Origin of the sequence: Pseudomonas floridensis (assembly GCF_002087235.1) — a bacterium.
In the GTDB taxonomy this organism is placed as follows: Bacteria; Pseudomonadota; Gammaproteobacteria; order Pseudomonadales; family Pseudomonadaceae; genus Aquipseudomonas; species Aquipseudomonas floridensis.
This window is the reverse complement of sequence record NZ_MUIO01000079.1, coordinates 120,581-132,555: the sequence shown is the minus strand read 5'-3', so window position 1 is coordinate 132,555 and position 11,975 is coordinate 120,581. Positions and strand designations below refer to the sequence as shown.

Annotated in this window: 11 protein-coding genes; 5 read left to right on the top strand and 6 right to left on the bottom strand. The window is 59.9% G+C overall.

Annotated elements, in window-relative coordinates; all coding sequences use genetic code 11:
* The first annotated feature begins 301 nt into the window (after positions 1-301).
* Positions 302-1,060, top strand: a complete 759-nt coding sequence (locus tag BZK31_RS20140; protein WP_083184800.1) for a hypothetical protein — start codon at positions 302-304, stop codon at positions 1,058-1,060.
* A 113-nt stretch (positions 1,061-1,173) separates the two neighbouring features.
* Here BZK31_RS20140 and BZK31_RS20135 read toward each other — a convergent pair whose 3' ends face one another.
* Together BZK31_RS20135 and BZK31_RS20130 are read right to left on the bottom strand one after the other, a co-directional pair.
* The gene (locus BZK31_RS20135) at positions 1,174-1,656 is read right to left on the bottom strand and encodes a GAF domain-containing protein (protein WP_083184798.1); all 483 of its coding nucleotides are present in this window, start codon (positions 1,654-1,656) and stop codon (positions 1,174-1,176) included.
* The gene (locus tag BZK31_RS20130; protein WP_083184796.1) at positions 1,653-2,543 is read right to left on the bottom strand and encodes an ATP-binding protein; all 891 of its coding nucleotides are present in this window, start codon (positions 2,541-2,543) and stop codon (positions 1,653-1,655) included. Before BZK31_RS20130 ends, BZK31_RS20135 begins: the two co-directional genes overlap by 4 nt.
* Positions 2,544-2,632: 89 nt before the next feature.
* Here BZK31_RS20130 and BZK31_RS20125 point away from each other — a divergent pair, with 89 nt between their 5' ends.
* Positions 2,633-4,984 (top strand): hybrid sensor histidine kinase/response regulator, encoded by a 2,352-nt coding sequence (locus BZK31_RS20125; protein ID WP_083184794.1) that lies wholly within the window; start codon positions 2,633-2,635, stop codon positions 4,982-4,984.
* Positions 4,985-4,993: 9 nt separating this feature from the next.
* On the opposite strand, the gene BZK31_RS20120 is transcribed toward BZK31_RS20125, so the two are convergent.
* Both BZK31_RS20120 and msrB read right to left on the bottom strand, forming a co-directional pair.
* Entirely contained in the window at positions 4,994-5,479 is a 486-nt protein-coding gene (locus BZK31_RS20120; protein WP_083184793.1) for a glutathione peroxidase, read from the bottom strand.
* A 174-nt stretch (positions 5,480-5,653) separates the two neighbouring features.
* Positions 5,654-6,049: a peptide-methionine (R)-S-oxide reductase MsrB gene (gene msrB / locus BZK31_RS20115; RefSeq protein ID WP_083184791.1), complete on the bottom strand. Its 396-nt coding sequence runs from the start codon at positions 6,047-6,049 to the stop codon at positions 5,654-5,656.
* 191 nt (positions 6,050-6,240) lie between these two features.
* On the opposite strand from msrB, the gene BZK31_RS20110 reads away from it, so the two are divergent.
* Positions 6,241-7,452 (top strand): pyridoxal phosphate-dependent aminotransferase, encoded by a 1,212-nt coding sequence (locus tag BZK31_RS20110; RefSeq protein ID WP_083184809.1) that lies wholly within the window; start codon positions 6,241-6,243, stop codon positions 7,450-7,452.
* 266 nt (positions 7,453-7,718) lie between these two features.
* Positions 7,719-8,606 carry a protease HtpX gene (gene htpX, locus BZK31_RS20105; RefSeq protein WP_083184789.1) on the top strand — a complete coding sequence of 296 codons (888 nt, stop codon included), beginning with the start codon at positions 7,719-7,721 and terminating at the stop codon, positions 8,604-8,606.
* A 61-nt stretch (positions 8,607-8,667) separates the two neighbouring features.
* Here htpX and BZK31_RS20100 read toward each other — a convergent pair whose 3' ends face one another.
* Positions 8,668-9,327, bottom strand: a complete 660-nt coding sequence (locus tag BZK31_RS20100; RefSeq protein ID WP_083184787.1) for a thiopurine S-methyltransferase — start codon at positions 9,325-9,327, stop codon at positions 8,668-8,670.
* A 103-nt stretch (positions 9,328-9,430) separates the two neighbouring features.
* Here BZK31_RS20100 and BZK31_RS20095 point away from each other — a divergent pair, with 103 nt between their 5' ends.
* Complete coding sequence (locus BZK31_RS20095; RefSeq protein ID WP_083184785.1) at positions 9,431-10,198, top strand: DODA-type extradiol aromatic ring-opening family dioxygenase; 768 nt, start codon at positions 9,431-9,433, stop codon at positions 10,196-10,198.
* A 77-nt stretch (positions 10,199-10,275) separates the two neighbouring features.
* On the opposite strand, the gene BZK31_RS20090 is transcribed toward BZK31_RS20095, so the two are convergent.
* The gene (locus BZK31_RS20090; RefSeq protein WP_083184783.1) at positions 10,276-11,946 is read right to left on the bottom strand and encodes a DEAD/DEAH box helicase; all 1,671 of its coding nucleotides are present in this window, start codon (positions 11,944-11,946) and stop codon (positions 10,276-10,278) included.
* Between the last annotated feature and the right edge of the window lie 29 nt (positions 11,947-11,975).

The window sequence follows — 11,975 nt, the reverse complement described above, 5'->3', positions numbered from 1 at the left end:
CACTAGACGAAGGGGACACACGTACAACATTCACTGCTTATCGCGCTTCGCTTTGTGCTTTACGCTGTAAGTGGCGCGCATTCTATGGATGGTTTGAAGGGTCGTCAACCCCATTCTGAAAATTTATTGAAATCAACGACTTCGCCCCTCTTGAAGGGCCGACCGACGGCTCGCCGTTACTTACCTATAATAGAGGCGATGTTGCAAACTCCGACAGGCACATCTATGCGCAGTAGTGCTTAGCCACTACACTCGCAGCAAAATTACTTGAACAAATGAGGTTTGCGCAGTGACTCCACTCATGATCACACTGATGGTAGTAGCCGGTATCGCTGTGCTGATCGCGATCGGCTACCTGAATCACGTCGCTGAGAACAGCAAACTGGATAAGGCACGCACCAAGGTCGAGCTCAATGATCGCCTGCGTCGATGCGGCGAAATCACCGAAGTGTTTCCGGGCCAGCTTATGTCTCCGGCACTCAAACTGCTGCTGACCCGCCTGGAACTGAACGTGGTGCAGCGCATGCTGGCGCTGGAAAAAGGCAATGCCCAACTCAAGAGCCGCATTGCCGAACTGGAAGAGCAGGTCGCCCAGGGTGATCGCATCGAAGTGACCAACCCGGTTACGCCGATTCAAACCGAAGCCAAGGCCAAGGACGTGCGCTTTCTGCTCGAAGCCCTGCATGGTCAGGTGACACGCGCTGCCCACGACGGTTTTCTGCAAACCAGCGAAGCCAAACACTGGATCCGCGAAATCCGCACGATTCTGGTGAACCTGCACATTGAGTTTTTCAACAACCTCGGCCAGATGGCGCTTTCCCAGGATCAGCCAGGTCAGGCGCGTCTGGCATTCGAACGTGGCGTGCAGTACCTGCGCAACCAGCCGGACCCGGTTACTTATCAGCAGCAGTTGGTGGCCATGGAAAAACAATTGGCCCGCGCCAACTCAATGGTGCTGACCAACACCGCGCCATCGGCTGACGACGACAATGCGCTGACCGAAGGTCTGAAAGCGGACGAGACCGAATCGGAATGGAAGAAGAAGGTCATCTACGATTGATGGCCGTTATTGACCGGTACTGAAATCACGGCGGGAGCACACGCGCTCCCACCGCCACGTTTGCACAGAATCAAACATCCAGAAACCGGCGTTGCCGCCGGTCACCGGCTCACTCAGCAGTCGGTCGCAGCCAGAAAGATCGCCGCGAGTCGCTCGATCCCTGCCTGATCCCCTTCCTTGAAGCGCCCTACACGTGGACTGTCCAGGTCCAGCACGCCAATCAGTCGCCCGCCCTTGATCAGCGGCACCACCAGCTCACTGTTGGAAGCGCTGTCGCAGGCAATGTGTCCGGCGAAGCTGTGCACGTCCTCGACGCGCTGGGTCTGCCGGCTTTGCGCCGCAGCGCCGCACACGCCACGCCCGAATGGAATCCGCACGCAGGCAACCTGCCCCTGAAAGGGCCCGAGGACCAGTTCTTCGTCGCGATTGAGGTAAAAGCCCGCCCAGTTCAGATCGTCGATCTGAGTGTAGAGAAAGGCTGAAAACTGTGCCGCGTTGGCGATGAAGTCACGCTCGTCGGCGAGCAGCGCTTCCAGTTGCGCCGCCAAGAGGTTGTATCCGTCCAGGCCTGCGCCTGTGTCTTGCAGATTGATCATGTATGTTGCTCCAGCAATTGAAGACCTACCCAGTACCGTGCGAACTGGTAGGCACAGCGACCATTTCGATTGCCGCGTCCGGTCGCCCAGCGGACCGCGGCCTTGTCCAGATGCTCATCACGCTGCCAGTCGAGGCCGGATTTCAGCGCCAGCTGGCCAATCCAGTGCTCGACCACATTCAGGTAGTGATCCTGAGTGAACGGATAGAACGACAGCCACAGCCCGAACCGGTCGGACAAGGCAATCTTGTCCTCCACGGCCTCGCTCGGATGCAGTTCGCCGTCGACCTGCTGCCAGTTGGCATTGTCGCTTTCCTTCTCCGGTACCAGGTGACGGCGATTGGAAGTGGCGTACAGCAGCACATTGTCCGGCGCCTGTTCCAGTGATCCGTCGAGCACACTCTTGAGCACCCGATAATCGCCCTCGCCCGACTCGAACGACAGGTCGTCGCAGAACAGCACGAAACGCTGCGGCAGCGCCTGCAATTGCTCGACGAGGCGCGGCAGATCGGCCAGGTGATCGCGCTCGATTTCCACCAGACGCAAACCCGACTGCGCGTATTCGGCCAGCAGCGCGCGAATCAGCGACGACTTGCCGGTGCCCCGCGATCCCCAGAGCAAGGCATGGTTGGCGGGCAGCCCGTCGATGAACTGACGGGTATTGCGCCCCAACTGATCACGCTGCAGATCCACGCCGATCAGATCGGACAGGCGCATGTCCAGACTGACCTGCAGCGGCATCAGGTAACCATTGCGGCCTTCACGGACCCAGCGCGCAGCCAGCGCCTGCGTCCAGTCGACCGGCTCGCGAGGCGCTGGCAGCAAGGGCTCCAGCCGCGCCAGAACGACGTCGGCGCGTTCCAGAAAAGCATTCAACCGAGAATCCACGGTTTCTCCTCATATTTAACTGACTGATCACCTGCCCCGATCAGCTATGCTTGCCCGGCACTGGGCACCAGAAGTGGCAGTAAGTATTCATGGATATAAGGCTCACCAACAGGCTTTCATTCAAGCAGGCACGCATGGCCGTATTGATCGGCTTTGCCCTGGGAACCTTGCTCAGCCTGTTTCAGATTGCAATCGATTATGCCAGCGAAGACGCATCCATCGATCGTGAAATCAGTTCTCTATTGGAAATCATCCAGAATCCCGCCTCGCGCATTGCCTACAACATTGATGCCGAACTGGCGCAGGAACTGACGCTGGGTCTGTTGCGCTCGCCCGCCGTGGTCAGCGCCAGACTCACCGATAACAACAATATGGTGCTTTCCAGCGTCGAGCGGCCCATGGCGACGGGACGCTACCGGGTGCTGAGCGATTGGATGTTCGGTGAAAGCCGCCAGTTCGAGGAAAAGCTGCACCTGGATCATCTGCCTAACGAAACCATCGGCACGCTGTACCTCACGGTCGACACCTTTGCCTTCGGCAGCCATTTCCTGCAGCGCGCCGAAATCACCCTGCTCAACGGCTTCGTCCGCAGCCTGGCGCTGGCGGCCATTCTGACCATTCTGTTCTACGCAACGCTGACCAAACCTCTGGTCGGTGTGATCCGGGACTTGAGCAGTCACGATCCGCGCAGCCCTCAGCAGAAGAAAATCACCTGCCCGCCGAATCACGAGCAGGATGAAATCGGGGTGCTGGTCGAAACCTTCAACCGTCAGATCGAAACCGTGACCAGCGAGTTTGCCCGCCGCCGCGAGGCCGAGGATCAGCTCACCAACCACCTGAATCAGCTGGAAAGCATCGTCTCGGCCCGAACCAGCGAACTGCACACCAGCAATATCCGCTTGCGCCAGTCCAACGAAGAATTGCAGATCGCGCGCAGTACCGCACTGGACATGGCGCATGCGCGCTCGGCGTTTCTGGCCCACATGAGCCATGAAATCCGCACGCCGCTCAACGGCCTTCTGGGCATGCTGGCGTTATCGCTGGACAGCCCGCTGAATGCCGAACAACGCCAGCAACTGATGATCGCCCACGATTCGGGCAAGGTGCTGGTCGAACTGCTCAACGATATTCTCGACATGTCCAAGTTCAATGCCGGGCATCTGGAGATCGAGCGTATTCCGTTCGACCTTGGCCTGCTGGTCGAGGACACCGCCAATCTGCTGTCACAGAACGCAGCACCCAGTGTCGAACTGACCTGCCTGATCGCGCAGGATTTTCCGGCCATGGTGTCCGGCGATCCGACCCGCGTCCGGCAGATCGTCAGCAACCTGCTGTCCAACGCCCTCAAGTTCACCCGCTTCGGGCGAGTGGACGTGAAACTGACCTGCAAGACGGACCCAAAAACCCGCGAAAACCGGGTCAGGATCGAAGTGCGCGACACCGGCATCGGTATCGCGCAGGAGGCCCAGGCGAGAATCTTCCAGCCGTTTACTCAGGCAGAAGCCGCCATCACCCGGCAATTTGGCGGTACCGGCCTGGGCCTGTCGCTGACCCATAGCCTGTGTCAGGCCATGCACGGCACGTTGACGTTTCAATCCCGCTCCGGAGTGGGCAGCCAGTTCTGCGCCGAACTGCCGCTGCCTGTGCACATCGAGGCGATCTACCCTGCCCCGCTCAACGGCCGCGTGACCGTCATCAGCCCGGCGGGCAGCGGTCTGGTGGAATTGCTCGGCAGCCTGCTGCCCGCGTGGGGCGTGGAGCTTGAACGGCGCAGTATCGGTAACCGCGACCACCCGCTGGAACTCGATACCCTTCCGGATCTGGTGATCACCGATTGCCCGGAATGCCTGTTCGCCATTCGCCCGGCCACGCCTGCGCCCATCCTGCTGGTCACCGCCTACGGCAATTTCATGCCCGGCGAGCAGGTCAGTGCCCTTGCACCGCTGCATCAGCAAGCCCGGCCGCTGGCCCGTAACGCGCTGTATCACACGCTGCGCCGGGTACTGAACAAGGAAGAAAACACCATCAGAGGCACGGCGCGCCAGGAACTGACCACTCAGCGACCGGCGCGCATCCTGCTGGTGGAAGACAATCCGGTGAACCAGTTGGTGGCCAAGGGGATACTGGCCAAACTGGGCTGCGAAGTGGTCGTCAGCAGCCACGGCGGCGAAGCGCTCGAAGAACTGGAACGTAGCGATTTCGATCTGGTGCTGATGGATTGCAACATGCCGGTCATGAACGGCTACGAGGCCAGCCGTCAGATTCGCAGCAGCGGGCGCTGGCCCAATCTGCCCATCGTCGCCCTGACCGCCAATGCCATGCCGGACGAGCGTGAACGCTGCAAGGCGGCCGGCATGAGCGATTACCTTGCCAAACCCTTCCGGCGAGCCGAGCTGGTCGACATTCTGGACCAGTGGATTCCGCTCACCGAGAACAGTTGACCGACGCGTCTAGCGCAGCAGCGCCTCAATTTCGCCGGTCAGTTCTTCAGGCTTGGTCAGCGGCGCGAAGCGTTTGACCAGCTTGCCGTCCTTGCCGATCAGGAATTTGGTGAAATTCCATTTGATCCGTTCTGAGCCCAGCAGGCCTGGCGCCTGCTTCTTGAGCTGGACGAACAGCGGGTGAGCCTGCTCGCCATTGACGTCGATTTTCTTGAACAGCGGAAAGCTGACTCCATAGTTCAGCTCGCAAAACCCGGAGATTGCGCCTTCATCGCCGGGCTCCTGCTTGCCGAACTGATTGCAGGGAAAGCCAAGCACCACCAGGCCTTGGTCCTTGTAGTCCTGCCAGAGTTTTTCCAGCCCCTTGTACTGCGGCGTGAAGCCGCATTTGCTGGCGGTATTGACCACCAGCACGGCCTTGCCGGCGAAGTCGGCGAGGGTTTTCTGCTCGCCTTTGATTGTGGTGCACGGGATGCTCAGCAGGTTTTCGCTCATGACAGTGCCTCGGGGCAATCAGGGGTTCAAGCGCGTGCCGTGGCGGTGCGCAATACGGCCCACGACGTTAGCGTGCAATCAAACGGTGTGCACTTCAATTTCCAGCGCTGATGCGGCCCGATAAGTGCGACGCTTCAGCCCTGGGGCCAGTGACGACCTCTAACCGCGAACCGGTTACTCGCGAGCTTCCAGATTCAGGCACACCGAGTTGATGCAGTAGCGCAGGCCGGTCGGCGGCGGACCGTCCGGAAACACATGCCCCAAGTGCGCATCGCATTTGGCGCAGACCACTTCGGTACGGATCATACCGTGGCTGATGTCGCGCACTTCCACCACGGCACTGTCTCCGATGGGTGCATAAAAGCTGGGCCAGCCGCAGCCGGAGTCGAACTTCGTCCCGGAGTCGAACAGCGGCTCGTTACAACACACACAATGGTAGACGCCCGCGGTCTTGGTGCTGTTGTACTTGCCGGTGAAGGGACGTTCGGTCGCTTTCAGGCGACAGACTTCGTATTGGGCGGGGTCGAGCATCTCGCGCCATTCTTCGAGCGTTTTCTGCAACTTGTCCACAGGTACACCTCCAATTCTGAAAAAGCCCGATCTGTATCTTTTCCGCAGATCAGGTGGCACGTATGATTGCGCCAGGTCAGACGTCAGTCTGGCACCCGCGTTTGTCGCGCACAAACTCATTTCATCGAGCTTCGTACAGCGACCTTCACCTGCAAGCCGGCAACAGCTCGTCCATTTTCGGGATCATCACCATGCAGTTCAGCAAATCGAACAAGCTCGCAAACGTCTGCTATGACATTCGCGGGCCGGTGCTCAAGCACGCCAAACGCCTGGAAGAGGAAGGCCATCGCATCCTCAAGCTGAACATCGGCAACCCGGCACCGTTTGGTTTCGAGGCGCCGGACGAAATCCTTCAGGACGTGATCCGCAATCTGCCGACCGCCCAGGGCTACAGCGATTCCAAAGGCCTGTTCAGCGCACGCAAGGCCGTCATGCAGTATTACCAGCAGAAACAGGTCGAAGGTGTCGGCATCGAAGACATCTACCTGGGCAACGGCGTGTCCGAATTGATCGTGATGTCGATGCAGGCGCTGCTCAACAACGGCGACGAAGTGCTGGTGCCAGCGCCCGACTATCCACTGTGGACCGCCGCGGTGGCCCTGTCCGGCGGCAATCCGGTGCACTACTTGTGCGACGAGCAGGCCAACTGGTGGCCGGATCTGGCAGACATCAAGGCCAAGATCACCCCGAACACCAAGGCGATGGTGATCATCAACCCGAACAACCCTACAGGTGCGGTGTACTCAAAGGAAGTCCTGCTGGGCATGCTGGAAATCGCCCGCCAGCACAACCTGGTGGTGTTCTCCGACGAAATCTACGACAAGATTCTCTACGACGATGCCGTGCACGTCTGCACCGCGTCGCTGGCGCCGGACCTGCTGTGCCTGACCTTCAACGGCCTGTCGAAATCCTACCGGGTCGCGGGCTTTCGCTCGGGCTGGATCGCCATCTCCGGACCGAAACACAACGCACAGAGCTACATCGAAGGCATCGATATTCTGGCCAACATGCGCCTGTGCGCCAACGTGCCGAGCCAGCACGCCATCCAGACCGCGCTGGGCGGCTATCAGAGCATCAATGACCTGATCCTGCCGCCAGGTCGCCTGCTGGAGCAGCGCAACCGGACCTGGGAGCTGCTCAACGACATTCCGGGTGTGAGCTGCGTCAAACCCATGGGGGCGTTGTACGCATTCCCGCGTATCGACCCGAAAATCTGCCCGATCCACAACGACGAAAAATTCGTTCTGGACCTGCTACTGTCGGAAAAACTGCTGGTCGTTCAGGGCACCGCGTTCAACTGGCCGTGGCCGGATCACTTCCGCGTGGTCACCCTGCCCCGCGTCGATGAGCTGGAGCAGGCCATTGGCCGCATCGGTAACTTCCTCAAGGGTTATCGCCAATAGGCCATCATCCGATCTGCCGTACCGCGACCTGCCCCGACCCGTTCGGGGCATTTTATTTCAGCCCTTCGCGAGCGCCGTCTTTTTTCGGCCTTTACTCCCCGCGAGGTTGAGCACCGTGGCTCAGGCGCCGTTCAGGTTGACGGGATTACCCTCTTATCCGATGAGAAGACACAGTTTGAAATAGTCCCTGTGTTGAATAGCGAAGGGCATCACCTTATATACCCGGCATCCGGTTACATATTCATTCTGAGGAGAACGTTTCGACCATGATGCGCATTTTGCTGTTTTTGGCCACTAACCTTGCGGTCGTGCTGATAGCCAGCATTACCCTGAGCCTTTTTGGCTTCAATGGGTTCATGGCGGCCAACGGGGTTGATCTGAACCTCAATCAGCTGCTGGTTTTCTGCGCTGTGTTCGGTTTCGCAGGTTCGCTGTTCTCGCTGTTCATTTCCAAATGGATGGCGAAAATGAGCACCGGCACTCAGATCATTACCCAGCCGCGTACCCGCCATGAGCAATGGTTGCTGCAGACCGTGGAACAACTGTCCCGCGACGCGGGCATCAAGATGCCGGAAGTCGGTATTTTCCCGGCTTACGAAGCCAACGCGTTCGCGACGGGCTGGAACAAGAACGACGCCCTCGTGGCCGTCAGCCAGGGCTTGCTGGAGCGGTTTTCGCCCGACGAGGTCAAGGCGGTTCTGGCTCACGAGATCGGTCACGTGTCCAACGGCGACATGGTGACGCTGGCACTGGTGCAGGGCGTGGTGAACACCTTTGTGATGTTCTTCGCGCGCATCATCGGCAACTTCGTCGACAAGGTGATCTTCAAGACCGAGAACGGTCAGGGTATCGCTTACTACATCACGACGATCTTTGCCGAGTTGGTATTGGGTTTCCTGGCCAGCGCCATCGTGATGTGGTTCTCGCGCAAACGCGAGTTCCGCGCCGACGATGCCGGTGCACGCCTTGCAGGCACCCAGGCAATGATCAGCGCCTTGCAGCGCCTGCGCTCCGAACAGGGCGTACCGGTGAACATGCCTGACAGCCTGACCGCGTTCGGCATCAACGCCAGCCTCAAACACGGCATTGCCGGCCTGTTCATGAGCCACCCGCCGCTGGAAGTCCGCATCGAGGCGTTGCGCCGCCGCGGTTGATCCATCAGGCAATAACGAGAAGGGCGACGTGCGTCGCCCTTTTTTCATGCGCGATCTGCGCCTATACCCGCTTTTCCAACCAATACACGCACTCCTCCAGACGCTCAACCCCGGCATCGAGCGCCTTGGGGCTGCTCTGGAGCGCATCGTGCTGCGCAACCTTCGTCACATGCCAACCGGTGGACACAAACGCGTCCAGCCACGCCTGAGGTACCGAGAACGGCGGGCCTTGCAGTTGAGCCTGATCGTAATCGAGCGTGATCAGTAAACCGATGGACGTCGCAGGCAGCAGCCGCTCAAGCTGTCGGACGTAGCGCTCTCGCATATCGGAAGGCAGCGCGATCATCGCGGCACGATCGTAGAACGCGGCGCACTGTCCGATATCCTCGGCCGTCAGCGCGAAAAAATCGCCACACCAGATTTCAATGCCGTGTGCGGAGTACACCTGCAAATCGCCACGCTGCGTCACCTGTGCCTGGAGCTGACGCTCGACGAAGTAGCTTTCCACCGCAGCCTGAGACAGCTCGACACCGACCACATGGAACCCCCGCTCGACCAGCCAGCTCATGTCCTGAGTCTTGCCGCACAACGGCACCAGTACGCGTGCGCCTTGCTGCAGCTTCAGTTCAGGCCAGAACCTGCACAGGTCTGCGTTGACCTGCGCCTGATGAAAACCGATCTGCCCCGATGACCAGCGCTGCTGCCAAAAATCCGCCTCCATGAATCCTCCTGAAAAACCGATCAAAACGCGTCAAAACTTATATTAGATTCAGATCATGTCACTGACAGAAGATGAGCCCATCACTTTCGCTCATGGAGCCCACATGTTCCCCAGCCTGTTTATCTCTCACGGCTCGCCAATGCTGGCGCTGGAGCCCGGTGAGAGTGGCCCTGCATTGACGCGCCTTGCGGCCGAACTGCCCACACCTCGTGCCATAGTGATTGTATCGGCACACTGGGAAAGCCACGAATTGCTCGTCAATGCTAACCCGCAGCCAGAAACCTGGCATGACTTTGGCGGGTTTTCCCCCGAATTGTTTGCCGTACAGTATCCCGCGCCCGGCTTGCCCGAGCTCAGTCGGAAAATAGTTGACCTGCTTGCCGCACACGACCTGCCTGCCCGCCTGGACAGCCGTCGCCCGTTCGATCACGGCGTCTGGGTGCCGCTGACGTTGATGTACCCGCAGGCTGACATTCCAGTGGTGCAGATTTCTCTGCCCAGCCGCCAGGGACCACGCCTGCAGACGCGGGTAGGAAAGGCACTGGCCAGCCTGCGTGATCAGGGCGTGCTGATCGTTGGCTCCGGCAGCATCACCCATAATCTGGGTGAGCTGAACTGGAAAGCGGGAGCGCAGCCCACGACGCCTTGGGCGCAGACCTTCCGGGACTGGATGATCGACAAGCTGGCCAGCGACGATGAAGAGGCATTGCATGATTACCGCAGGCTGGCACCGAACGCAGTTCGCGCTCACCCCAGTGATGAACATTTGCTGCCACTCTATTTTGCCCGCGGCGCAGGCGGTGAATTCAGTCTTGCGCACCAAGGCTTCACGATGGGTGCGTTGGGCATGGACATCTACCGGTTTGGCTGACAACTGAGAAATCCGAAGCAAAAAAAATCCCCGAACCAGTCGGGGATTTTTTATTGATCGATCAGCTCAAGAGCGGATCAATCTTCGCGATAGCGACGCAGCTTCAACTGCTTGCCAGCGACGCGGGTGTCCTTGAGCTTGGTCAGCAGGCGCTCAAGACCATCTTCCGGCAGTTCGACCAGGCTGAAGCTGTCACGGACCTGGATACGGCCGATGGCTTCGCGGGCCAGGCCGCCTTCGTTGAGGATGGCACCCAGCAGGTTCTTGGCAGCGATGCCATCACGCGCACCCAGCGCGGTACGGCAACGGGCACGGCCTTCGGCCAGTGGAACCGGCGCACGACGCTCACGCTCTGGACGGTCGCCACGATCACCACGGTCCGGACGATCGCCACGCGGGGCGTTGTTCGGAACCAGTGGGCGTTCGCGCTCGATGGCTGCCAGCGTCAGGGCCTGACCGTTGGTAGCCTTGCGCAGCAAAGCAGCAGCCAGTGCACGAGGCGTGCAACCGATGTCGGCAGTCAGACGATCCAGCAGATCACCGTGAGTCGATTCGGCATCGGCCACCAGCGGCGACAGGCTGTTGGTCAGTTTCTTGATGCGCGCATCCAGCACGGCCTGGGCATCCGGCAGGCGGACTTCCGCAACCTTCTGGCCAGTGACGCGTTCGATGACCTGCAGCATGCGACGCTCACGTGGCGTGACCAGCAGCAGCGCACGGCCTTCACGACCGGCACGGCCGGTACGGCCGATACGGTGAACGTAGGATTCCGGATCGTACGGCATGTCCACGTTGAACACGTGGGTGATGCGCGGAACGTCGAGACCGCGAGCAGCGACGTCGGTCGCCACAACGATGTCCAGACGGCCGTCCTTGAGGGAGTCGATCACGCGCTCACGCTGGTTCTGGGCGATGTCGCCGTTCAGTGCAGCGGCCTTGTAGCCTTTGGCTTCAAGCGCGCTTGCCAGGTCCAGGGTCGCCTGCTTGGTGCGGACGAACATGATCAGGGCGTCAAAGTCTTCGACTTCCAGCAGGCTCAGAACAGCCGAGGTCTTCTGGTCAGCGTGAACCAGCAGGTGTGCCTGCTCGATCGCGGTAACGGTCTGGGTCTTGGTCTGGATCTTGACGTGCTTCGGATCGCGCAGATGGCGTTCGGCGATGGCACGGATCGACTGTGGCAGCGTGGCCGAGAACAGAACGGTCTGGCGAGTCTCAGGCATGGCCTTGAAGATCACTTCCAGATCGTCCATGAAGCCCAGCTTCAGCATTTCGTCCGCTTCGTCGAGAACCAGGTGGTTCACGGTCGCCAGGACTTTTTCGTCACGGCGAAGGTGATCGCACAGACGGCCTGGTGTGGCGACGACGATTTGGGCGCCGTTGCGGATGGCCTTGAGCTGCGGGCCCATAGGCGCGCCGCCGTAGACCGCGACAACGGTCACGCCCGGCATTTGTTTTGCGTAGGTCTCGAACGCGGTGGCAACTTGAAGTGCCAGCTCGCGGGTCGGGGCCAGGATCAGTGCTTGCGGCTCGCGCTTGCTCGGGTCGATACGATGCAGGATAGGCAGTGCGAACGCGGCGGTTTTACCCGTACCGGTCTGCGCCTGACCAATCATGTCGTGACCGGCGAGAATAATCGGGATCGATTGCTGCTGGATGGCCGACGGCTCTTCGTAGCCAGTGGCGACGACAGCTGCAACGATATTGGGATGAAGTTCGAGAGCGGCGAAGCCGCCGATTTCCTGGGTCATGGGTCTGCCTCTAGTGCATCCGCAAAGAC

Coding starts and splice junctions, on each gene's coding strand:
- BZK31_RS20090 (WP_083184783.1), bottom strand. CDS start 11,946: ATGACCCAGGAAATCGGCGGCTTCGCCGCTCTCGAACTTCATCCCAAT.
- BZK31_RS20110 (WP_083184809.1), top strand. CDS start 6,241: ATGCAGTTCAGCAAATCGAACAAGCTCGCAAACGTCTGCTATGACATT.
- BZK31_RS20120 (WP_083184793.1), bottom strand. CDS start 5,479: ATGAGCGAAAACCTGCTGAGCATCCCGTGCACCACAATCAAAGGCGAG.
- BZK31_RS20140 (WP_083184800.1), top strand. CDS start 302: ATGATCACACTGATGGTAGTAGCCGGTATCGCTGTGCTGATCGCGATC.
- BZK31_RS20100 (WP_083184787.1), bottom strand. CDS start 9,327: ATGGAGGCGGATTTTTGGCAGCAGCGCTGGTCATCGGGGCAGATCGGT.
- BZK31_RS20135 (WP_083184798.1), bottom strand. CDS start 1,656: ATGATCAATCTGCAAGACACAGGCGCAGGCCTGGACGGATACAACCTC.
- BZK31_RS20095 (WP_083184785.1), top strand. CDS start 9,431: ATGTTCCCCAGCCTGTTTATCTCTCACGGCTCGCCAATGCTGGCGCTG.
- BZK31_RS20125 (WP_083184794.1), top strand. CDS start 2,633: ATGGATATAAGGCTCACCAACAGGCTTTCATTCAAGCAGGCACGCATG.
- htpX (WP_083184789.1), top strand. CDS start 7,719: ATGATGCGCATTTTGCTGTTTTTGGCCACTAACCTTGCGGTCGTGCTG.